22 protein-coding genes are annotated in these 22,442 nt (G+C 63.5%); 6 read left to right on the top strand and 16 right to left on the bottom strand.

From position 1 onward, the window contains the following. Positions 1 to 23: 23 nt before the first annotated feature. Positions 24 to 713, top strand: coding sequence for a DUF4197 domain-containing protein (locus BLS75_RS14880; RefSeq protein WP_011059507.1), 690 nt, complete (start codon positions 24 to 26; stop codon positions 711 to 713). 122 nt (positions 714 to 835) lie between these two features. Here BLS75_RS14880 and BLS75_RS14885 read toward each other — a convergent pair whose 3' ends face one another. Then, positions 836 to 3,892: an efflux RND transporter permease subunit gene (locus tag BLS75_RS14885; protein ID WP_011059506.1), complete on the bottom strand. Its 3,057-nt coding sequence runs from the start codon at positions 3,890 to 3,892 to the stop codon at positions 836 to 838. Between the two features lie 6 nt (positions 3,893 to 3,898). After that, positions 3,899 to 4,987, bottom strand: coding sequence for an efflux RND transporter periplasmic adaptor subunit (locus tag BLS75_RS14890; protein WP_072451177.1), 1,089 nt, complete (start codon positions 4,985 to 4,987; stop codon positions 3,899 to 3,901). A gap of 94 nt (positions 4,988 to 5,081) precedes the next feature. Between BLS75_RS14890 and BLS75_RS14895 the strand changes: the two genes are divergently transcribed. Further along, entirely contained in the window at positions 5,082 to 5,717 is a 636-nt protein-coding gene (locus BLS75_RS14895; protein ID WP_072451178.1) for a TetR/AcrR family transcriptional regulator, read from the top strand. Positions 5,718 to 5,815: 98 nt separating this feature from the next. On the opposite strand, the gene BLS75_RS14900 is transcribed toward BLS75_RS14895, so the two are convergent. Further along, a complete protein-coding gene (locus BLS75_RS14900) occupies positions 5,816 to 6,598 on the bottom strand; it encodes a class I SAM-dependent methyltransferase (protein WP_019093907.1) in 783 nt (260 codons plus the stop codon). Positions 6,599 to 6,692: 94 nt separating this feature from the next. Between BLS75_RS14900 and BLS75_RS14905 the strand changes: the two genes are divergently transcribed. Further along, positions 6,693 to 7,310: an energy transducer TonB gene (locus tag BLS75_RS14905; protein ID WP_072451179.1), complete on the top strand. Its 618-nt coding sequence runs from the start codon at positions 6,693 to 6,695 to the stop codon at positions 7,308 to 7,310. Between the two features lie 8 nt (positions 7,311 to 7,318). Here the strand turns inward: BLS75_RS14905 and BLS75_RS14910 are convergent, their stop codons facing one another. The 7 genes from BLS75_RS14910 to ppc all read right to left on the bottom strand — a co-directional run bounded on the left by BLS75_RS14910 (position 7,319) and on the right by ppc (position 14,573). Continuing rightward, complete coding sequence (locus BLS75_RS14910; RefSeq protein WP_072451180.1) at positions 7,319 to 8,017, bottom strand: extensin-like domain-containing protein; 699 nt, start codon at positions 8,015 to 8,017, stop codon at positions 7,319 to 7,321. A gap of 13 nt (positions 8,018 to 8,030) precedes the next feature. Next, positions 8,031 to 8,861, bottom strand: a complete 831-nt coding sequence (locus tag BLS75_RS14915) for an isocitrate lyase/PEP mutase family protein (protein WP_015634316.1) — start codon at positions 8,859 to 8,861, stop codon at positions 8,031 to 8,033. 33 nt (positions 8,862 to 8,894) lie between these two features. After that, entirely contained in the window at positions 8,895 to 9,755 is an 861-nt protein-coding gene (locus BLS75_RS14920) for a DUF72 domain-containing protein (protein ID WP_072451359.1), read from the bottom strand. Then, positions 9,752 to 10,054, bottom strand: a complete 303-nt coding sequence (locus tag BLS75_RS14925) for a hypothetical protein (RefSeq protein WP_015634315.1) — start codon at positions 10,052 to 10,054, stop codon at positions 9,752 to 9,754. Before BLS75_RS14925 ends, BLS75_RS14920 begins: the two co-directional genes overlap by 4 nt. 186 nt (positions 10,055 to 10,240) lie before the next feature. Beyond that, positions 10,241 to 10,915 carry a tRNA (adenosine(37)-N6)-threonylcarbamoyltransferase complex dimerization subunit type 1 TsaB gene (tsaB, locus tag BLS75_RS14930; RefSeq protein ID WP_072451181.1) on the bottom strand — a complete coding sequence of 225 codons (675 nt, stop codon included), beginning with the start codon at positions 10,913 to 10,915 and terminating at the stop codon, positions 10,241 to 10,243. Between the two features lie 90 nt (positions 10,916 to 11,005). After that, on the bottom strand, positions 11,006 to 11,653 hold the full coding sequence (gene adk / locus BLS75_RS14935; RefSeq protein WP_015634313.1) for an adenylate kinase: 648 nt from the start codon (positions 11,651 to 11,653) through the stop codon (positions 11,006 to 11,008). 289 nt (positions 11,654 to 11,942) lie between these two features. Further along, positions 11,943 to 14,573 (bottom strand): phosphoenolpyruvate carboxylase, encoded by a 2,631-nt coding sequence (ppc, locus tag BLS75_RS14940; protein ID WP_011059495.1) that lies wholly within the window; start codon positions 14,571 to 14,573, stop codon positions 11,943 to 11,945. Between the two features lie 204 nt (positions 14,574 to 14,777). Between ppc and BLS75_RS14945 the strand changes: the two genes are divergently transcribed. The 3 genes from BLS75_RS14945 to BLS75_RS14955 all read left to right on the top strand — a co-directional run bounded on the left by BLS75_RS14945 (position 14,778) and on the right by BLS75_RS14955 (position 16,666). Beyond that, positions 14,778 to 15,122, top strand: a complete 345-nt coding sequence (locus BLS75_RS14945) for a hypothetical protein (protein WP_015634311.1) — start codon at positions 14,778 to 14,780, stop codon at positions 15,120 to 15,122. A gap of 288 nt (positions 15,123 to 15,410) precedes the next feature. After that, positions 15,411 to 15,824: a DUF4398 domain-containing protein gene (locus BLS75_RS14950; protein ID WP_011059493.1), complete on the top strand. Its 414-nt coding sequence runs from the start codon at positions 15,411 to 15,413 to the stop codon at positions 15,822 to 15,824. A gap of 53 nt (positions 15,825 to 15,877) precedes the next feature. After that, entirely contained in the window at positions 15,878 to 16,666 is a 789-nt protein-coding gene (locus BLS75_RS14955) for a lipotoxin F family OmpA-related lipoprotein LptF (RefSeq protein ID WP_011059492.1), read from the top strand. Positions 16,667 to 16,778: 112 nt separating this feature from the next. On the opposite strand, the gene BLS75_RS14960 is transcribed toward BLS75_RS14955, so the two are convergent. From BLS75_RS14960 to lysS, 6 genes are all read right to left on the bottom strand, one after another. Continuing rightward, positions 16,779 to 17,105, bottom strand: coding sequence for a PA3694 family proteiin (locus tag BLS75_RS14960; RefSeq protein WP_011059491.1), 327 nt, complete (start codon positions 17,103 to 17,105; stop codon positions 16,779 to 16,781). Next, on the bottom strand, positions 17,102 to 18,028 hold the full coding sequence (locus BLS75_RS14965) for an alpha/beta hydrolase (RefSeq protein ID WP_019093912.1): 927 nt from the start codon (positions 18,026 to 18,028) through the stop codon (positions 17,102 to 17,104). Before BLS75_RS14965 ends, BLS75_RS14960 begins: the two co-directional genes overlap by 4 nt. A 117-nt stretch (positions 18,029 to 18,145) precedes the next feature. Continuing rightward, entirely contained in the window at positions 18,146 to 19,423 is a 1,278-nt protein-coding gene (locus BLS75_RS14970; protein ID WP_011059489.1) for a flavohemoglobin expression-modulating QEGLA motif protein, read from the bottom strand. A 35-nt stretch (positions 19,424 to 19,458) separates the two neighbouring features. Further along, positions 19,459 to 20,004, bottom strand: coding sequence for a hypothetical protein (locus tag BLS75_RS14975; protein ID WP_011059488.1), 546 nt, complete (start codon positions 20,002 to 20,004; stop codon positions 19,459 to 19,461). Between the two features lie 88 nt (positions 20,005 to 20,092). Beyond that, on the bottom strand, positions 20,093 to 20,809 hold the full coding sequence (locus BLS75_RS14980; protein WP_065364558.1) for a TetR/AcrR family transcriptional regulator: 717 nt from the start codon (positions 20,807 to 20,809) through the stop codon (positions 20,093 to 20,095). Positions 20,810 to 20,914: 105 nt separating this feature from the next. Next, positions 20,915 to 22,417: a lysine--tRNA ligase gene (lysS, locus tag BLS75_RS14985; RefSeq protein ID WP_072451182.1), complete on the bottom strand. Its 1,503-nt coding sequence runs from the start codon at positions 22,415 to 22,417 to the stop codon at positions 20,915 to 20,917. Positions 22,418 to 22,442 lie beyond the last annotated feature (25 nt).

The raw sequence follows: 22,442 nt of genomic DNA on the forward strand, positions 1-22,442 counted from the left end.
TCTTATTGCACAAGGAAGCCGCCATGCTCCGTACTTCGCTTCGTTTCACCAGCCTGTGCGCTGGCCTGTTGATCTCCGCCAGCGCCCTGGCCCTGTCCCTGAGCGACCTGTCCCAGGGTGACGCCAGCGGTGGCCTGAAAGATGCCCTGACCCAGGGTGCGCAGATCGCTGTCAAACAGCTGGGCACCCCAGGTGGTTTCAGCAACAACCCCGAGGTGCGCATCGAGCTGCCGGGCAATCTGGGCAAGGTCGCGAAAAAAATGAAACAGTTCGGCATGGGCGACCAGGTCGATCAGCTTGAAACCAGCATGAACAAGGCTGCCGAGGCCGCTGTCCCGCAAGCCCAGGCCCTGTTGGTGGATGCCGTGAAGAAGATGACCGTGGCTGACGCCAAGGGCATTCTTGCCGGCGGCAAGGACTCCGCCACCCAATACCTGGACAAGAGCAGCCGCGAGCAGATCCGCGCCAAGTTCCTGCCGATCGTCAAGCAGGCCACTGACCAGGTCGGCCTGGCCAAGCAGTACAACTCCTTCGCCGGCCAGGCTGCGACGCTCGGCGTGCTGGATGCCAAGAGCGCCAACATCGAGAGTTACGTGACCGAACAAGCCCTCAATGGCCTGTTCGAAATGATCGGCAAGCAGGAAGAAACCATTCGCCAGAACCCGGCGGCAGCCGCCACCAGCCTGGCCAAGAAAGTCTTCGGCACCCTGTAAGCCTCCCCGCTACCTGTAGGAGCCAGCTTGCTGGCGAAGACCTCGCCAGGACAAGCGTCTGCCCCAAGGGCCTCTTCGCCGGCAAGCCGGCTCCTACAGGATGTATTCCCGCATACCGGTTCCTAGGTTTTCTTGACCCTGAACCAGGCCGCATACAGCGCCGGCAGGAACAACAGGGTCAGCGCCGTCGCCACGATCAGCCCACCCATGATGGCCACTGCCATCGGCCCGAAGAACACACTGCGCGACAGAGGGATCATCGCCAGCACTGCCGCCAGGGCGGTCAGCACGATGGGCCGGAAACGCCGCACCGTGGCTTCGATGATCGCATCCCAGGGCTTGTGCCCCGCCTTGATGTCCTGCTCGATCTGGTCCACCAGGATCACCGAGTTGCGCATGATCATCCCCGACAGGGCAATGGTGCCGAGCATGGCCACGAAGCCGAAGGGCTGGCGGAACACCAGCAGGAACAAGGTGACCCCGATCAATCCCAGGGGCGCCGTGAGGAACACCATGGCCGTGCGCGAGAAACTGCGCAGCTGGATCATCAGCAAGGTCAGCACCACCACGATGAACAGCGGCACGCCGGCCTTCACCGAGTTCTGGCCCCGGGTCGAGTCCTCGACCGTGCCACCCACTTCCAGCAGGTAACCGTCGGGCAGCTCGGCGCGAACCGGCTCCAGGGTCGGCAGGATCTGCTGCACCAGGGTCGCCGGCTGCTCCTTGCCGTAGATGTCGGCGCGCACGGTGACGTTGGGCAGGCGGTTGCGGTGCCAGATCACCCCTTCTTCGAAGCCGTACTCCAGGGTTGCCACCTGGGACAGGGACACGCTCTGGCCATTCTCGGTAGGCACCGCCAGGCTCGGCAGCAACGACAGCTCGGTGCGTTCCTCGCGGGTGCCCCGCAGCAGGATCTCGATCAGCTCGTTGTCTTCCCGGTACTGGCTGACGGTGGAGCCGATCAGCGAACTCTGGAGGAATTTCGACAGGTTGGCGGTGCTCACTCCCAAGGCCCGGGCCCGGTCCTGGTCGATGTTCAGGTAGACCACCTTGCTGGGCTCTTCCCAGTCCAGGTGCACGTTGACCACATGGGGGTTCTCTCGCACCTTGGCCGCTACCTTGCGCGCCAGGGCGCGGACTTCCTCGATGTGCTCGCCGGTGACCCGGAACTGCACCGGGTAGCCCACGGGCGGCCCATTCTCCAGGCGCGTGACCCGCGAGCGCAGCGCCGGGAACTGCTCGTTGAGGGTTTCGATCAACCAGCCGCGCAGCTCTTCACGCTCCTCGATGCTCTTGGCCAGCACCACGAACTGGGCAAAGCTGGTGGCCGGCAGTTGCTGGTCCAGCGGCAGGTAGAACCGCGGCGAACCGGTGCCCACGTAGGCCACGTAGTTGTCGATGCCCGCATGCTCCTTGAGCAGGGCTTCCAGGCGCTTGACCTCATCGGCGGTGTTGCTCAGGGACGCGCCTTCCGCCAGCTTCAGGTCGACCATCAGCTCCAGGCGACCCGAGGCCGGGAAGAACTGCTGGGGAACGAAACGGAACAGCATCACCGAGCCGACGAACAGCAGGATGGTCAGGACGATCACCGTCTTGCGCCGCTCCACGCACCAGCCCACTACCCGCCGGACCCGCTGGTAGAAGGGTGTACCGTGGGGATTGGATTCGGCGCCGTGCTTGGCGGCGTGGATCTTCGCCAGGTCCGGCAGCAGTTTTTCCCCCAGGTACGGCACGAACACCACAGCTGCAATCCACGAGGCCACCAGGGCAATGGTCACCACCTGGAAGATCGAACGGGTGTATTCGCCCGTGCCGGACTGGGCCGTGGCGATCGGCAGGAAGCCCGCCGCAGTGATCAGGGTGCCGGTGAGCATGGGGAAGGCGGTGCTGGTCCAGGCGAAGCTGGCGGCCTTGATCCGGTCGAAGCCCTGCTCCATCTTGATCGCCATCATCTCTACCGCAATGATCGCGTCGTCCACCAGCAAGCCCAGGGCCAGCACCAGCGCCCCCAGGGAAATCTTGTGCAGGCCGATCCCCAGGTAGTACATGGTGGCGAAGGTCATCGCCAGCACCAGGGGAATCGCCAGGGCCACCACCATCCCGGTCCGCACTCCCAGGGAGAAGAAACTCACCAGCAGCACGATGATCAGGGCCTCGGCCAGCACCCGGACGAACTCGCCAACCCCAGTCTTCACCGCCGCCGGCTGGTCGGATACCTTGCGCAGTTCCATCCCCGCCGGCAGGCTTTTCTGCAGGCGCGAGAACTCGCCTTCCAGGGCCTTGCCCAGCACCAGGATGTCACCCCCCTCCTTCATCGCCACTGCCAGGCCGATGGCGTCTTCACCCATGAAGCGCATGCGCGGCGCGGGCGGATCGTTGAAACCACGACGCACGTCCGCCACATCACCGATGCGAAAGGTACGACCGGCGACGCGGATCGGGAAATTGCGGATCTGCTCAACGGTCTGGAAATTGCCCGACACCCGTAGTTGCACCCGCTCGCTCGGGGTCTCGAAGAACCCAGCGGTGGACACTGCGTTCTGTTCTTCCAGGGCCTGTTGCACCGCCGCCAGGGGCAGGCCCAGGGTCGCCAGCTTGACGTTGGACAGCTCGATCCAGATTTTCTCGTCCTGCAGGCCCAGCAGGTCGACCTTGCCCACGTCCTTGACCCGTTGCAGCTGGATCTGGATGCGGTCGGCGTAGTCCTTGAGTACCGCGTAGTCGAAGCCCTGCCCGGTCAACGCATAGATATTGCCGAAGGTGGTGCCGAACTCATCGTTGAAGAACGGCCCCTGGATACCGGGCGGCAGGGTCTGCCGGATATCGCTGATCTTCTTGCGTACCTGGTACCACAGCTCGGGAACCTCGTTGGAGTGCATCGAGTCCCGGGCGATGAAGGTCACCTGGGACTCCCCCGGCCGCGAGAAGGACACGATGCGGTCGTACTCGCCAGTCTCCATCAGCTTCTTTTCAATGCGCTCGGTGACCTGGCGCGAGACTTCCTGGGCCGTGGCCCCGGGCCAGTTGGTGCGGATCACCATGGCCTTGAAGGTGAAAGGCGGATCCTCGCTCTGCCCCAGCTTGGTGTAGGACAGCGCACCGACAATGGCCAGCAGCAGCATCAGGAACAGAACGATCTGGCGATTGCGCAACGCCCAGGCGGAAAGGTTGAAACCCATCGGGGATTACTCCTTGGCCGCCAGATTGACCACGCGGTTGGAGCGATCCACCGGGCGCACCTGCAAGCCTTCATGGAGCACATGCACCCCCGCGGCCACCACCCAATCGCTGGCGCTCAGCCCTTCCAGCACCGGCACGCTCTTCTCGCCGAAGGCGCCGACCCGCACCGGGGTCTTGTGCAGGGTATTGTTGGCATCCACCCGCCAGACATAAGTCGCCCCGCCTTCCGCGGACAACGCCGACAGCGGCACCGACAGCGGCACCGTATCGCCGCTCTGGATGAACACCCGGGCACTCTGGCCCAGCTCGGCGGGAACCTTGCCGGCAGTGAAGGCAATACGCGCGGCGAAGGTCCGGGACTTGGGATCGGCAGCAGGCGACAGCTCGCGGATGCGCCCGTCGAAACGCTGGCCCGGCTGGGTCCAGAGCTCCACCGATACCGGCTGGCCGACCTTGAAGCGGCCGTAGTTCTGCTCGGGGAAGCTGATCAGCACCTCACGCTCGCCATCGGTGGCCAGGGTGAAGACCGTCTGCCCGGCCGCCACCACCTGCCCCACTTCCACCGCACGCTTGGCCACCACGCCGTCCTGCGGCGCGCGCAGCACCGCGTAGCCGGCCTGGTTGTTGGCCACATCGAACTCGGCCTTGATCTGCTTCAGGCGCGCTTCGCCGGAACGGTAGAGGTTCTCGGCGTTGTCGTATTGGGAATGGCTGACCATCTGCCGCTCCAGCAGGGTCTTGTAGCGATCACGCTCGGCGCGCACCAGGTTGAGGTTGGCGCTGGCTGCAGTGACCTGGGCCCGGGTGGCTTCAAGTTGCAGGCGCACGTCCTGCGGGTCGAGCTCCGCCAGGGGCTGGTTGGCCTTGACCCGCTCGCCCTCCTCCACCAGCCGTCGGCTGACCTTGCCGCCGATACGGAATGCCAGGTCCGGCTCATAGCGGGCGCGCACCTCGCCCGGGTAGCTGTCCGAAGCTCTTGCCGAAGGCTCTGGCTGGACCACCATGGCCGGCCGGATGCCAATTTGAACGGGCTCTTCGTGCCCACAAGCAGACAGAAAAAAAGCCAGGCTGACTGGCAAGGCATAGCGGAACATGGCGGCGACCTTTCGCTAATGGTGCTTGGAATATTTATACTGGCCGGTATGTTATTAATAGCAAACTCACCAGTCCAGTATTAACAGCGAAAAAATGTCCGACAATATTTCCGCAAACGTTGGGCCAGGCAGGCCCAAGGATCTGGCCAAGCGCCAGGCCATTCTCGAAGCAGCCAAAGTCCTGTTCTTGAGCAATGGCTACGCCAGTACCAGCATGGATGCGGTCGCCGCTGAGGCCGGGGTTTCAAAGCTCACGGTCTACAGCCATTTCAATGACAAGGAGACCTTGTTCACCGCCGCTGTGGTGGCCAAGTGCGAAGAACAGCTGCCCACGCTGATCTACGAACTGACCCCCGACACGCCGGTTGAGAATGTTCTGCTGAACATCGCCCGGGGCTTTCACCATCTGATCAACAGCGACGAGTCGGTGAACCTGCACCGCCTGATCATGACGCTGGGCAGCCAGGACCCCAAGCTCTCGCAGATCTTCATCGAGGCCGGTCCCGAACGGGTGCTGCAGGGCATGGAGCGGCTGCTGGCAAAGATCAATCAACTGGGCACCCTGCGCATCGACAAGCCGCGCAACGCCGCCGAGCACTTTTTCTGCATGCTCAAGGGCGGGGCGAATTTCCGCCTGCTCTACGGCTGCGGCGAACCCTTGAGGGGCGCCGCCGCAGAGGAGCATGTGCAGGAAGTGGTGGCGCTGTTCATCCGCGCCTACCGGCCGTAGAAACCGGCAGGTGCAAGCGCTGGCTGATGTAGGAGCGGGCTTGCCAGCGAAGCGGACTGAAGACCGCCTTCTCCGGCAAGCTGGCTGCTACAGGGGGCTCAGGCCTTGAGGGCCTTCTTCGGGTAGATGTCGTAGCGGCTGGATTTGCCCTCCAGTCCATGGCTGGGCTTGGGCCCTTCGATGCACGGCGCCTTGCGCGGACGCTTGACCACCACCCGGTGGCTGGCCAGGGCCAGGGCCGCGGCGAGCAGGGCCGGGGCGTCGTTGTCATCGCCCACCAGTGGCCGGAACAAGCGCATTTCCTTCTTCACCAGGGCACTTTTCTCCCGATGGGGAAACATAGGGTCGAGGTAGATCACCTGGGGCGGTTCACCCTGCCAGTTGCGCATCAGCTCGATGGAATTGCCCTTGAGCAGGTGCATGCGGGCCACGATAGGCCCTACCTCGGCGTCCAGCGCAGCGCGGGCCAGGCCGTCTTCCAATAGCGCACCAATCAATGGCTGGCGCTCGATCAGGCTCATCTCGCAACCCAGGGTCGCTAGCACGAAGCCGTCCTTGCCCAGACCGGCCGTGGCATCCAGCACCCGTGGTCGCACGCCCTGGGCCACGCCCACCGCCTTGGCGATCATCTGCCCGCTGCCGCCGCCGTACAGCCGCCGATGGGCTGCACCACCCTCGACGAAATCCACCCGTACCGGCCCGGGCGCGTCCGGCCCCAATTGCTGCAACTGCAGGCCCTGTTCACCCACTTGCAAGGCGAACTCGGCCTCATCGACCTGCAGCGCCAGCCCCAGGCGCTCGGCCCATTGCTCGGCCGCTGGGGCGAATCCGGCGCCCAGGGCCTCGACTTTGATGCGGCAGGCTGCGGGTTGCTCATTCATCTGAAAACACACTCAAAAAATTAATGATCGGCAAAAACTGCCGATAACAGGACTATCGGCCATTTTGCCAGAGCTCAAGCGTCGACCGAGAGCAATGTCAGACATTCAACGCACATCGATAGGTTATATCTCGCCCCACGGCGACTATGGCCTGCGCAACTCCCAGGCACTGAGCGGCGTCAGCCATCTGTGGCAGGACTTCTTTGCCCAGGCCCTGGCCGAGCAACGGGGTGAAGGTGCAAGCGTTGAAGCGGTACCGGCGGTGGCCATCGATGGCCCGGTTGAACCGGCTGGCGGCAGCGATGTGCTGGCGCAGATCGTCAATCAGCGTCATTGCGACGTGCAAGACACCGAGGTCCGCCCGCCGGAGCCGCTGTTCCTGCCTATCGCCGAGTTTGAAATGGACCTGCTGGATAAACCCGCCCCACCCTTCCCGCCAGAAGAGATCGTGGCCCAGCAGCGCCAGCAGGATTTCGAAAGTGGCTGGGTACGCCCGATCGTGCTCAACGCCGGCCAGCCGATTCCTGCTCCAGGCCCTGCGCCGGAGCCCCGCCCACTGCACCTGCCGATCGCCGAATTCGAACTGGACCTGCTGGACAAACCCGCCGAGCCGTTCCCGCCTCAGGCACTCATCGAGCAACAGCGGGCGATGGACTTCGATATCGGCTGGGCCCGCCCACTGATCCTGCAGAACCTGCGCATCGCCGCCTGAGCCCAGCCTCAGCGACACACCCACCAAGGCCCTACATCCAGATGAAAGTGGTTGCGATGGGCATCGTTGTAGTCCGGCCCCAGCACCACATTGAACGCATCACAGGCGCCATCCCGGGCCAGGCGCAGAAACCGGCCTTCATTGCTGTCCTTGGGCCAATCCCGGAGCACGCTGATGCTGCGCCCATCCCCCAGGCGAAAGCCGGCGATGTCCAGGGCATTGGCACTGGCATGCTGGCTGCGGGCACCGCTCTCGCGGCTGTACATGTTGCGGCAGGCGAAACTGCCCAGGTGATCGACTCGCGCCACCCGCTGGCCGTACACCGCCTGCGCGGCCGACTGCAGGCCGTGGCGCTCATACAGGGCAAAGGCCACCGCCAGCGGGCAACTGGCAAGAAAGCTGCTGCTCAGGGCCACGTCGCCACCCTGTACGCGCAAGGTATTGCTCAATGGGCAAGCGACGTCCGTGCGGCTGTCGGGCTGGCGGCTGGTACGCAAACCCGAGCCCGCCAGCACCTGGTCGCACAGTTGCGGATCATCCCGCAGCCGCGCCAGCTTGAAACGGGTCAACAGGTTGGGCTTGGCCCGCACGTCCAGCGGCGCCCAGGGATTCCAACTGTCCGCGACGGGCAACCAGCCCAGGCGGACACCGATCAACAACAGGGCGCCCAGCAACAACAAGACGCCCAGGACTTTCACTACCCGCACAGACACTCCCGTTTCACGGCTGCTTGAACATTTGATTGATCTGCCCGAACGGCATCGCCCGGTCGGCAAAATCGAAACGCCCGTGGCTATGGATATCTAACGCAGCCCGGTAGAAGGCTCCGTAGGCGGCCCGCGCCAGCGCCGAACCAACACTGATGCGCTTGACGCCCAGCTCCGCCAGTTGCGCCACGCTGAGGTTGAGGCCTCCCGACATCAGCACGTTCACCGGCTTGGGCGCCACCGCCCGCACCACCTGCTGGATATCCTCGGCACTGCCCAGGGCCGGGGCATAGAGCACATCGGCACCGGCCTCGGCAAAGGCCTGCAAGCGGCGAATGGTGTCTGCCAGATCATCACGCCCGTGCAGCAGGTTTTCCGCCCGGGCGGTCAGGGTAAAGGGAAAGGGCAGACTGCGAACGGCCGCCACGCAGGCCTCAATGCGTTCCACCGCCAGCTGGAAATCGTAGATCGGCTGCTCGGCATGGCCCGTGGCGTCCTCGATCGAAGCACCGACCACACCGCTGGCCGCCGCAAGAAGCAGCGCCTGGGCACAGCCTTCGGGGCTGTCGGAAAACCCGTTTTCCAGGTCCGCCGCCACCGGCAGGCTGCTGGCGCCGACGATGCTGCGCACGTTGTCCAGCGTGTCCTCCAGGCTGAGTGCACCTTCGGCATCCGGGCGCCCCAGGGAAAAGGCATAGCCGGCGCTGGTGGTGGCCAGGGCCTCGAAACCGAGGCTGGCGAGCATCTTCGCCGAACCGGCATCCCAGGGATTGGGAATGACGAAGGCTCCGGCACGTTCATGCAGGGCCCTGAAGGCAGTGGCTCGAAGGGTTTGCGCGTCCATTGGCTCGCTCCTGAAGAAGGCCGTGAAGGCGCTTCAGAGCAAGCCGAGTTGCTCCGCAGCGGGCTCTCTGTATAACTCAGGCAATGCGGGCAAGCCAGGCAAACGTTGCATCAGCCGGGCGTGAAAACGCCGCGCCAGTTCGGCCGCCAGACGGTTGTCCGAAGTGTGCAGGAACACGTAGGGCGTACGCCCCTCTTCGATCCAGCCGGCGACCTTGTCGATCCAGGGCTCAAGGAAAGGATCGTTGGCCTCAAGCTCCGGATGACCGATGAAGCGCACCTGGGGAAACTGGGTGAAGGCTGCGGGGCGCGGTGGCACCTTGGGCTTTTTCGACTGCGCATGCAGCACCGCAGGAGCGGTCGACGTGCAACTGAACAGGGCCCGCGGGTCGAGGCAGATGCGTTCCACGCCACGCTCGCGCAGCAGCCGGTTGAGCATGCGTTCGGCATCGCCCTTGGTGAAGAACTCCGGATGTCGCACTTCCACCGCCAGCGGCCGCTCCAGACCATCGATGAACCCGGCCAGTTCCGCCAGACGCTGGGGTGCGAAGCTGGCCGGCAACTGCAGCCACAGCGGCGACACCCGCTCACCCAGGGGGCTGAGCAGCTGGATAAAGGACTCAGCGGCGCTCAACTGCTCGCGCAGGTCGCCGCCGTGACTGATGTCACCGGGGAACTTGGCGGTAAAGCGAAAGTGCTCGGGCATGATCTCGGCCCAGCGCTGCACGGTTTCGGGCGCCGGCCGTGCATAGAAGGTGGTATTGCCTTCGACGGCGTTGAAGACCTGGCAATACAGGCCGAGGAAATCATTGGGCCGGGCGTCTTCCGGGTACAGGTACTCACGCCAGGCGTTTTCGCTCCAGGAAGGACAACCGAGGAAATAAGGCAGCATCAGATATGCAGGTCGAGACCCACCACTTCCATATCCCAATCGACAAAGCCGGCGGTGGTCAGGTAGCTGGCCAGGGCGTTGGCCACGCTCTTTTTCATCGCCCGCTGGAAGATCATGTCCTGGGGGCGGGCGGGAAGATTGCCGGTGCGTGGGGAAGAAGCCTGGGAACGGCTCTGGGCCGAAGGCTCGGGCTGCACTTCAATGGCGTCGGCATCGTCCAGGGACTCGTCTACCAGCGCACGGCCTTTGCGAGGCTTGCGCTTGATGGGGTAGGACTGAGAGGAGATGCCGTCTATACGCATACAGAAAAGCCCGGGGTCGATGATGGCAATTTAGCGGCACCGCTTCGACTTAGCAAATGCCCAAGTGATAACTAGAACACAGAAAAGCCAAAAGGTTTAAAACCGGGCAGGTTCAGGCTGAAAAAACGGACGATTGGCGGGCGTATGCGGGAGTTATCCGCATAACCGCGCACATTTGTTCTGGGTTCAACGGGCCTTGGGAGTAGCGACCTTGTCCCGCAGATAGACAGGTTGGGCCTGATCGGCAACGATCGCCTCGCCGCGCTCCCAGGCAAACTGCGCCAAGGTCAGCAGGTCGACCGCATGCGGCAGCATGCCGGCGTCCTGGCCGCTGAGTTCGACGGCAATGCGCTCGCCATACCCCCAACCGGTACCCGCGCCGAACCAGTCGCCGCTGGAGCCTTCGGGCAGGGCCGCGACTTCCGGCGGCAATACCGCTTCCGCGCCCACCAGGCGCATCTCGCCGGCAACTTCCTGGTAGCAGCCCCAATAGACTTCATCCATGCGCGCATCGATGGCCGAAGCCACCTGGGCCGCGCCATGCTCGCGCAGAGCGCGCTGGGCCAGCACCGCCAGGTTGGATACCGGCAGCACCGGGCGCTCCAGGGCAAAGGCCAGGCCCTGCACCACGCCGATGGCGATGCGCACCCCGGTGAAGGCGCCCGGACCACGGCCAAAGGCAATGGCCTCGACCTGTTGCAAGGTCACCCCGGCATTGGCCAGCAGTTCCTGGATCATCGGCAACAGCTTCTGCGCATGCAGGCGCGGGATCACCTCGTAATGGCTCGTGACCTTGCCGTCATGCAGCAAAGCAACGGAGCAAGCTTCAGTCGCGGTGTCCAGGGCCAGCAAGGTGCTCATTCGGGGTTCCATAGGCATTGAAAAAAGTGACGCATTATAAACAGCAACGGCCCGCAAGCGGGCCGTTCAACGATCAAACGCTCAGGCAACTCAGCTCAGGGCTTCGAGTACCTTGCCGGTGATCACTTCCACCGAACCGACGCCAGGGATATGGCTGTACTTAGGCTTGCCCTGGGTGGCAGCCAGTTGCTGGTAGAACTCCACCAGCGGCTTGGTCTGCGAGTGGTAGACCGACAGGCGATGACGCACGGTTTCCTCGGTGTCGTCCTTGCGCTGCACCAGGTCTTCACCGGTGATGTCATCCTTGCCGGCGATCTTCGGCGGGTTGTAGACGGTGTGGTAGACCCGGCCCGAAGCTTCGTGCACACGGCGACCGGCGATGCGCTGGACGATCTCTTCGTCGTCGACGGCGATTTCCACCACGTTGTCCAGCTCGACACCGGCCTTCACCAGCGCTTCGGCCTGGGGAATGGTGCGCGGGAAGCCGTCGAACAGGAAGCCATTGGCGCAGTCGGCCTGGCTGATGCGTTCCTTGACCAGGTTGATGATCAGGTCATCGGACACCAGGCCACCGCTGTCCATCACGCTCTTGGCCTTCAGGCCCAGCTCGGTGCCGGCCTTGACCGCAGCACGCAGCATGTCACCGGTGGAGATCTGTGGAATACCGAACTTTTCGGTGATGAACTTTGCCTGAGTACCTTTACCGGCCCCGGGAGCTCCCAGCAGAATTACGCGCATCGATGTGCTCCTCAATTTTTTATTTAGAAACGCTCGGATTCGCCTCGTGGGGCCAATCTCAAAAATGGGGGTGTGGCCGCCCAAACGGCCAAAGGCTGATCAAGATACACAGCCGACACAGCGCACACAAGCAGTCGAAAGTCGGAGGAACCCGGCCCTTTTGTGCCCCATTGGCCGGGTAGAACAAGTCGCAACCCGACAACAAAGTGTCGCCAGATGAACCAGAACGACACCTCGCAATTGCCTTGATCAGGGCTGCCGCGCGGCTGGCCGGCAGCCCTCTCGCACCTCAGCCGGTATTGCGCAAGCCAGCGGCGATACCGGCCACGGAGACCAGCAACGCCTGTTCCACGGGGCTTCCTTGCGGCGCCTGCTGCTTGCGCGAGCGCGCCAGCAGCTCGGCCTGCAACAGATGCAGCGGGTCGAGGTAGGTGTTGCGCAGGCGGATGAACTCCAGGGTATCGGGGCTGTGCGCCAGCAGTTGCGACTGCCCGGTCAGGCCCAGGACCACCGCGCAAGCCTGCGACAATAGGTCGCGTAAATGCTCGCCCAACGGCAACAGTTCGGCCTCCACCAGGCGCTCGTCATAGGAGCGGGCAATATCCGCGTCGGCCTTGGCCAGCACCATCTCCAGCATGTCGATGCGGGTGCGGAAGAATGGCCATTGCTCACGCATCTGCCCCAGCAGGTCGCCCTCGCCACGGGCCAGGGCCTTGCTCAAGGCCGCTTCCCAGCCGAGCCAGGCGGGCAACATCAGGCGGGTCTGGGTCCAGCCGAAGATCCAGGGGATCGCCCGCAGGCTCTCGATGCCCCCGGCACGGCGCTTGGCCGGGCGGCTGCCCAGCGGCAGGCGGCCCAGCTCCTGTTCCGGAGTGGACTGGCGGAAGTACTCGACGAACTGCGGATTGTCCCGCACCACCTCGCGGTAGGCCCGGACGCCATCGCTGGCCAGCTCGTCCATCAGGTGACGCCAGGCCGGCTGCGGTGGCGGCGGCGGCAACAGGGTCGCCTCCAGTACCGCGGCCAGATAGAGGTTGAGGTTCTGCTCGGCGATGTCCGGCAGGCCGAATTTGAAGCGGATCATTTCCCCTTGCTCGGTGGTGCGGAAACGCCCCGCCACCGAACCCGGCGGCTGCGACAGAATGGCCGCGTGGGCCGGGCCGCCGCCACGCCCCACGGTGCCACCGCGGCCGTGGAACAGCAGCAGTTCCACCTGTTGCTCGCGGCAGATGTCCACCAGCCGCTCCTGGGCCCGGTACTGGGCCCAGGCCGCAGCCGTGGTGCCAGCATCCTTGGCCGAGTCGGAGTAGCCGATCATCACTTCCTGCGGCCCTTGCAGGCGCGAACGATAGCCCGGCATGTGCAGCAGTTTTTCCATCACCGGGCCGGCGTTGTCCAGGTCCGCCAGGGTCTCGAACAGAGGCACCACGCGCATCGGCCGCAGCACACCGGATTCCTTGAGCAGCAACTGCACCGCCAGCACATCGGAGGCCGCGCCGGCCATGGAAATCACATAGGAACCCAGGGACGCCGCTGGCGCACCAGCGATTTCGCGGCAGGTGGCGAGCACTTCGGCGGTGTCCGCCGAGGGCTTGAAATAGCCTGGCAACAACGGCCGACGGCTGCTCAGTTCGCGCATCAGGAAGGTGATGCGATCCTCCTCGCTCCAGTCCTCGTAACGCCCCAGGCCCAGGTAATCGGTGATTTCGGTCATGGCCGAGGTATGCCGGCTGGAATCCTGGCGTACATCCAGGCGCACCAGGAACAGACCGAAGGTCACTGCCCGGCGCAGACAGTCGAGCAGCGGCCCGTCGGCAATCACTCCCATGCCGCACTCGTGCAACGACTGGTAGCACAACTGCAATGGCTCCAGCAGGTCACGGTTGTTGTGCAACACCTCGGCGCCGGCCGGCACCGCCGCGCTGAGCGCCGCGTGGGCCCAGTTGCGGGTGGCCCGCAGGCGTTCGCGCAATTGCTTGAGCAGCGCCCGATAAGGCTCGGCGCTATCTCCGGCCCTGGCCAGGAGCGCCGGGCTGGCCTGCTGCATGGACAGCTCGGCCGCCAGGTGGTCGATGTCCCGCAGGTACAGGTCGGCGGCCATCCAGCGCGCCAGCAGCAGCACTTCGCGGGTTACCGCAGCGGTGACATTGGGGTTGCCATCACGGTCGCCGCCCATCCACGACGCAAAGCGGATCGGCGCCGACTCCAGCGGCAGGTGCAGCCCGGTGGCCTCGAACAAGGCCTTGTCGGCCTTGCGCAGGTAATTGGGGATCGCCTGCCACAGCGAATGCTCGATCACCGCAAAGCCCCACTTGGCTTCATCCACCGGAGTGGGTCGGGTCCGCCGGATTTCCTCGGTGTGCCAGGCCTCGGCGATCAAGCGTTGCAGGCGCTCCTGGATCTGCCCGCGCTCGGCGCTGGTGAGGTCACGGTGGTCCTGGGCCGCCAGTTGCCCGGCAATCGCATCGTATTTCTGGATCAGGGTGCGGCGCGCCACTTCGGTGGGGTGAGCGGTCAGCACCAGCTCGATTTCCAGGCGCCCCAGTTGCCGGGCCAGAGCATCGGCGCTGTGCCCTTCGGCCCGCAGGCGAGCCAGCAGCTCCGGCAGCACCCGAGCCTCGAAGGGTGCCGGCTGCGACTCGTCGCGGCGGTGGATCAACTGATACTGCTCGGCGATGTTCGCCAGGTTGAGGAACTGGTTGAAGGCCCTGGCCACCGGCAGCAGTTCGTCCTCGCTCAACTGGTCGAGGCTGGCGCTCAGCTCGGCCCCCGGCGAGCCCCGGCGATCGGCCTTGGCGCCTTTGCGAATCTGCTCGATCTTGTCGAGGAAAGCCTCCCCGTACTGGTCGCGGATGGTATTGCCCAGCAGTTCCCCCAAGAGGTGAACGTCTTCGCGCAAGCGCGCATCAATATCGGTCATCGAGGTGTTCTCCAGCGGACTCAAGGCGGCACGGAAGGCTCAAGAGTGCCGCCTGCACACCTCGCTTAGCAAGCGTGGGGCAAAGCGCACCAAACCTTCGGCGATGCAGCTAGTCTCAAGCATAGGCCGCACGAGGGCCGCCTACCGGCCCCGGCCGGTCCACTCAACCCAGCCTGCCACGAGCAGGTGTTCATTGAGGTCATCATGAAAATCCGTGAACTTGCACAACACTGGGAAGAAAACGCCAAGGGCCGCCTGACCCGGACCGGCTACCGGATTCACCTGGATGTGGAAGCCGCCGCGCGCCTGGCCGCCCTTTCCGAGATGTACCCCAAACGCCAGACCGAAGAACTGCTCGGCGAACTGATCGGCGCCGCCCTGGAAGAGCTGGAGGCGAGCTTCCCCTACATCCAGGGCCAGCACGTCGTGGCCACCGATGAAGAGGGCGATCCACTGTACGAGGATGTGGGTCCCACCCCTCGTTTCCTGGCATTGTCGCGCCAGCATCTGCACCTGCTGGCGAGCCAGTCCGACAAGCCCAAGCACTGAACTTCCACACTCCCGCGCACACCTGACAATCATCCTTCCCGGCCCTGCAAAGGGTCGGGGATACCCCTGCGCACGGCAAAAGTTCCCGGTCTAAAGCCCTGTCCGATGCGTCAGATTTTTTTCCGGCCAATCGCCATCTTTCTCTGAACTATTCAAAAAAGCCTCGGGTCACACCCATTAGCCATCACTGGAACGGTCGTTTCAAATTTTGCCATCAGCGCTCGTCGTCACTGAAGCGTCACGGCGCCAGAACCAGGATGGATTTTGATGTTTTCCAGGAGTTACCCAATGGAGTTGAAGACCATGAAGATCAGCACTGCCAAATCCTCGTTCACCTCTCTGCGCGGGCTGAAGCTGGCCGCGCTGGCCCTCGGTAGCAGCATGGTTCTGGCCGGTTGTGCCGGGAACCCGCCCACCGAGCAGTACGCGGTCACGCAATCTGCGGTCAATAGCGCAGTGAGCGCAGGCGGTACCGAATTTGCTGCCGTGGAAATGAAGTCGGCGCAGGACAAGCTCAAGCAAGCCGAGATTGCCATGCACGACAAGAAGTACGACGAAGCCCGCCGCCTGGCTGAACAAGCCGAGTGGGACGCCCGCGTAGCAGAGCGCAAGGCCCAGGCCGCCAAGGCCGAGCAAGCGCTGAAAGACTCGCAGAAAGGCGTTCAGGAACTGCGTCAGGAAGGCATGCGTAGCGTGCAATAAGAAGCCGCCGCCGATTCCCACGTACTCGTATTTGATTGAAAGGACGAACCATTATGCGCAAACAATTGATGATCCCAGCCCTGTTGGCCATGAGCGTAGCCCTGGCGGCCTGCTCCACCCCGCCTAACGCCAACCTGGAAAATGCCCGCACCAACTTCTCCGCCCTGCAGGCCAACCCGCAGGCCAGCAAGGTCGCCGCCCTGGAAACCAAGGACGCCGCCGACTGGATGGACAAGGCCGACAAGGCCTACCTGAACAAGGACGACGAGAAGAAGGTCGACCAACTGGCCTACCTGACCAACCAGCGGGTCGAAGTGGCCAAGGAAACCATTGCCCTGCGCACCGCCGAAGCCAAGCTCAAGGACGCCGGCGACCAGCGCGCCCGCGCCATCCTCGATGCCCGCGACGCGCAGATCAAGCAGTTGCAGGACAGCCTCAACGCCAAGCAGACCGACCGCGGCACCCTGGTGACCTTCGGTGACGTGCTGTTCGCCACCAACAAGTCCGACCTGAAATCCAGCGGCCTGGTGAACATCAACAAGCTGGCGCAATTCCTCCAGCAGAACCCCGATCGCAAGGTGATCGTCGAAGGCTACACCGACAGCACCGGCAGCGATTCCTACAACCAGTCGCTGTCCGAGCGCCGTGCCGGCTCGGTGCAGATGGCTCTGATCCGCATGGGTATCGACCCGGCGCGCATCGTCAGCCAGGGTTATGGCAAGGAATATCCGGTGGCCGATAACGGCAGTGTTTCCGGCCGCGCCATGAACCGTCGCGTGGAAGTCACCATCTCCAACGACAACCAGCCGGTCGCACCACGTTCGTCGGTCAGCCGCAACTGATCGGGCACCCTGCCTATATAGGCAGGTAAGACAAAACGCCGCCGACCTCTTCAGGTCGGCGGCGTTTTTTTATGCCGTTATCCATGTAGGAGCCGGCTTGCCGGCGAACAGATCACTGCTCCAGTTGCGGGGTTTCCTGCCCCATGCAACGCACGGCCTGCTTCTTCTTGTTCACCAGCACCCCGGTCAGGCCTTTCTGCTGGGTGTCGAACAGCACCAGTACACCGTCGATGCACTGGGCCACTTCATCGGCCGGTTGCAGGGAGATCTTGTAGTCCTCGCCGGGCACGGTCTTGAGCATGGTGAAGTCGCTGAGCAGCAATGCATCCTCCGGTTTGGCGAAGTGCAGGTAGCCGTAGTACCACAGGCTGCCCACGGTGACGATGATGCTGCAGATACCGGTGATGATCATGGGAATGGCGTTGCGTTCTTCACTCATTGCGGACTCTCTGGAGGTTCAACTGCTGAATTCGGGGGCGTCGGGTAATTGGGGATCTCCCCCAGGCGGCGCAACCCGTCGAAATGCTGCGGATCATCGAGGTAGCGCAGCATCACGCGGCGCCAGGTCGGATCGGCAAAGGTTTGCACATGGCCGCCGCGGGTCAGCTGCAGGACCCTGGGCGGGGGCGCAGCTTGATACACACGGATGCCATTGGAAAGGGGCACGATGGGATCGTCGATGCTGTGGTAGATCAGTTTCGGCACCCCGGTCAGGCGCGGCATCGAGTGAATCGCGCTGTCGGTGTCCGGCACCAGCCACGACAACGGCACCTGCAACGGCCAGGTCAGCCAGGAAGTGCTCAGGGCATAGCGCCCGACATCGCGATAACTGGCCGGTACGCCATCGAGGACGATGGCCTTGAGCTGGGCCTGACGCTCGGGGTGCTGTACCAGGTAGTGGATGGCCAGGGCGCCGCCCAGGCTTTGCCCCAGCACGATCAATGGCTTGCCCTGCACTTCGGGGGCCTGGTCCAGCCACTTGAACGCGGCATCCAGATCCTGATAGATCGCCGGCAGGCTCGGTGCACCTTCGGACAGGCCATAACCGCGATAGTCCACCAGCAGCACCTGATAGCCCTGCTCCGGCAGCCACCAACTGCCCCCCAGGTGCCAGGCCAGATTGCCGCCGTTGCCATGCAGGTGCAGCACCGTGCCCTTGACCGCCACTCCGGGTTTGGCCGGCAGCCACCAGCCGTGCAGCTTGAGGCCATCGGCGGTGGTCAGGGTCACGTCACGGTATTCGAGCCTGGCCCGCTCAGGGGTGAAAGGCAGCCCGGGTTCGGGATAGAACAGCAACGAACTGCAGCCCTGCAGGCCCAGCAGCAGGGCAAATACCGCGCAACACTTCAGCAGCCGGCTCATCCGCAGCCCCCTGGCCTGTACCCGGATGGGCGCTGAAGGCCCTGCGGGCCTTGTCGCAGCCTGTGCCAGTGGCTACAGCTGTCTGTGGATACGTCCATGTGCGCCCCCCGGCAGAAGTCAAAGAATGTTGGAGTAGTCCGCCTCGATCCGGTCCAGGCTCAGATGGTTGAGGAAGTTGGAGAAACACATCCAGGCCGACAGCGCGTTCATGTCGCGAAACTGTTCGGGCAGGTACTTGGGCGCCACCACCAGCCCTTCGTCCACCAGCTGGCGCAGGGTGCGCATGTCCTCGAGGGTGGTCTTGCCGCAGAACAGCAGCGGCACCTGCTCCAGCTTGCCCTTGCGCACAGCCAGCTGAATGTAGTTGTAAACCATGATGAAGCCCTTGAGGTAGGACAAGTCTTTGGTAAACGGCAGCCCCGTGGGCACCGACCCGCGGAACACCCGGCTGGCATTGCCGTAGCTCTCGGCCATCTCGAAGCCCTGCTCGCGGAAGAACTCGAACACCTGCAGGAAGTCCGCGCCCTCCTCCACCATATGGATGGCCCGGGTGCGGTTGGTCAGCTTGCGCAAACGGCTGGGGTAAGAGGCAAAGGTGATGATCTCCATCAGGATCGCCAGCCCCTCCTGGGTCACCGTGGACGAGGGCGGGCCCTTGGCCAGGAAGGTGCAGATCGGCTGGTTGAGGCCGTTCAGGGTGGTGCCCACGTGCACCAGCCCCTCATGGACTTCCAGGGCTCGCACGTCACGGTTGTTGAACATCGCATCGCTGCGGATCTTGATGTAGTCGGCGCCCGCCGCGGCGTCGGCGACGATACCGTCGGACTCGAACACCCGGATGGTTTCCTCCGCCTCGCCGAACACCTTGTTCAGGCGGCTCTGCAGCAGGCTCACGGCATCCTTGGCACTCAGGGTCTTGGGTTCGTCCTTGAGATCGCCCCGACCGTCGATGTTGTTCAGGTAATCGGACATCATCAGCCCCAGGTCCGCCAGGGTCGGGTCGCCGGCATGGAAGGCATCGGATGCGGCGCCGTACAGCTCCTGCGAGATCAGGCCGAAGTCGCCGGTACCCCGTGCTTCGAGCATGCGTACCACCATGCGGTATTCCTTGCACATGCGGCGCATGATCTGCCCCACCGGGTTGAACTGGCCCAGTTGGCGGGTGATGTCGCGCTCGATGTTCTGGAATTCCAGCTTCACCGCGCCAGAATCGAAAGACAGTGGCCGCCCCTCGTAATAGGCGCGGTCCACCGCCGGCATTTCCTTGCCCTTGGCCTTGAGAAAGCCTTTGCGGACGTTCTCGTCCCACTTCACCGCATCCAGCACGCGGATCGGTGTCTGGGCCAGCACTATGCGATCGGACAAGGTGCGTATCGTCTGCTGGTAATCGTCCACCAAAAGCTCCTATTGAATGGGTCTGTAGCGCGGGGTCACTTGCCCACGCGCTTGAAACGCGCTGCCTCGACGAACAAGTCGGAATTGGCGGGGTCGTCAAGGTAGGCGAAGACCTCGGGCAAGGGGCTGCTGATCAGCACGCCATCGCCTTCGGCCGTGGCCATGGGCTCACCGCTCAAGGCCTTTTGACCCAGGGCCTGGCGAATCTGTTCCAGGTCCAGGGTGTAAAGCACCAGTTCGTGCCTTGCCGTCAACTCGAAGCCGGCAATGCTGTAGTGCCCGCCAAAGGCCTGGGGCACCGCCGCTGACAGGTACCAGCGGTTGCCATGCCGGGAGACGGTGAAATCATAGGTGTCCCGCGGGCGCGCCGTGCCGCCTGGGTAACTCGAGGCACGGTAGCGGTTGGCGCCAATCTGGCTGAGCTGGATGTTCAGCGGCTCGCCCCAGGCATTCTTGCTGGCCCACTTGCCCAGCAATTGGGCAGGCGCCGCCTGCGCAGCCGGCAGCGGCTCCTTGAAGGCCACCAGGCAACCGCTGAGCAGCAGGAACGACAGGGCAATCAGGACGCGCCAGGCTTGCATGCAACTCTCCCATGAACACCAGAATCACTGTAGCCGCTGGCGCGGGCCACGACCGCCAGGCCGCAGCCGGCAAGCCAGGCCGGGCGGCTCAGACCGAAGCCAGAACCAGATGCATGTAGCGCGTGAGGATGCCGAGCATCTCTTCTTCCACCAGCGGCTCGGCGCCGTTGAGCAGGCCCTGATATTCCATCCGGCCGATTATCGACGTCAATACCTTGGCATCCTGCTGCGGCTCCCGCGAGCCCAGGACCTGGAAAAACTGGCAAGTGCCGTGCAGCAGGATCTGCTGGTGCGAGCGCACCAGCTGCGCCAGGCGCGGGTTGAGCAAGGCTTCCTGGCGGAAGGCCTGTTCGGCCATCAAGTGTTCACGACGGGTATTCAACTGGCGCCGTACGTAATCGGCGGTCATACGCGCGATATCGTCGGCCAGTTGCGAGCGCGAGGCGGCGCTGCCGTCGCCATAGGCGACCATTTCCCGCAGCAGCCCTTCGTTGCTGGCCCACAGCTTGGCCATGAACGCCGCGCTGCGCTCCACGTACTGGGCGAAGGTATCGGTGAGCAGGTCATCGATATCCTTGAAGTAATAGGTGGTGGCCGACAAGGGCACACCGGCTTCGGCGGCCACCGCACGATGGCGCACGGCCCGCACGCCGTCACGCACGACAATGCGCATGGCGGCATCGAGAATATCCTGTCTACGCTGCTCACTGCCTTGGCGGCTGGCCTTGCGGCCCTGGTACTGAACACTTTCAGCCACCGCAGTGGCGATGCCAGCTGCACCTTCTTGAGCAATTGCGCGGTTCACGACAGGTATTCCCTCTTAAAAATCACACAGAATTAGAAGCGGTACGTCAGTTCCAACCAGACAATAAAAAGCCGCCTGATAAAGGCGGCTGATTATTCAGAGCACTTAAGCTTGCGGCCGCATGTGCGGGAACAGGATCACGTCGCGAATCGACGGCGAGTTGGTCAGCAACATCACCAGGCGGTCGATACCGATGCCCTCGCCGGCGGTGGGCGGCATGCCGTATTCCAGGGCACGGACGAAGTCGGCGTCGTAGTGCATGGCTTCGTCATCACCGGCGTCCTTGTCCGCCACCTGGGCCATGAAGCGCTCTGCCTGGTCTTCCGCGTCGTTCAACTCGGAGTAGGCGTTGGCGATTTCGCGACCGCCAATGAACAGCTCGAAACGGTCGGTGACGTTGGGGTTATCGTCGTTGCGACGGGCCAGCGGCGACACTTCGAACGGGTACTGGGTAATGAAGTGCGGCTGCTCCAGCTTGTGCTCCACCAGTTCCTCGAAAATCATCACCTGCAACTTGCCCAGGCCTTCGAAGCCCAGCACCTTGGCACCGGCCTTCTTGGCGATGGCGCGAGCCTTGTCGATGTCGTTCAGGTCATCAGCGGTCAGTTCGGGGTTGTACTTGAGGATCGAGTCGAACACCGACAGGCGCGCGAACGGCTCGCCGAAGTGGAACACCTTGTCGCCGTACGGCACGTCGGTAGATCCCAACACAAGCTGCGCCAGTTCGCGGAACAGTTCTTCGGTCAGGTCCATGTTGTCTTCGTAGTCGGCGTAAGCCTGGTAGAACTCCAACATGGTGAATTCAGGGTTGTGACGGGTCGAAACGCCTTCGTTACGGAAGTTGCGGTTGATCTCGAACACTTTCTCGAAACCGCCAACCACCAGGCGCTTCAGATACAGCTCAGGGGCGATACGCAGGAACATTTCCATGTCCAGCGCGTTGTGGTGGGTTTCGAACGGCTTGGCCGCCGCGCCGCCAGGGATGGTCTGCAGCATCGGCGTTTCGACTTCGAGGAAGTCGCGCTTCATCAGAAAGCTGCGGATGTGGGCGATCACTTGCGAACGCACGCGGAAAGTCTGGCGTACTTCTTCGTTGACGATCAGGTCGACGTAGCGCTGACGGTAGCGCTGCTCGGTGTCGGTCAGGCCGTGGTGCTTGTCCGGCAGCGGGCGCAGCGACTTGGTCAGCAGGCGCACATTGGTCATTTCAACGTACAGGTCACCCTTGCCGGAACGGGCCAGAGTGCCTTCGGCAGCGATGATGTCGCCCATGTCCCAGGTCTTGACGCAGGCCAGGGTTTCTTCGGACAGGGTTTTACGGTTGACGTAGACCTGAATGCGACCGGTCATGTCCTGGATCACCATGAACGAGCCACGGTTGAGCATGATGCGACCGGCAACCTTGACCGGGATTGCAGCCTCTGCGAGCTCTTCCTTGGTCTTGTCCGCGTATTTCTTCTGCAGATCTTCGCAGTAGTTTTCGCGGCGGAAGTCATTCGGGAAGGCATTGCCCTTGGCGCGCTCGGCAGCAAGCTTTTCCTTGCGCAGGGCGATCAGGGAGTTTTCTTCCTGTTGCAGGGCTTGCGGGTCGAGTTGTTGGTCGCTCATGTCTTTTGAAATTCCATCACAGGTT

Source organism: Pseudomonas sp. NFPP12, assembly GCF_900103205.1.
Taxonomy (GTDB): domain Bacteria; phylum Pseudomonadota; class Gammaproteobacteria; order Pseudomonadales; family Pseudomonadaceae; genus Aquipseudomonas; species Aquipseudomonas protegens.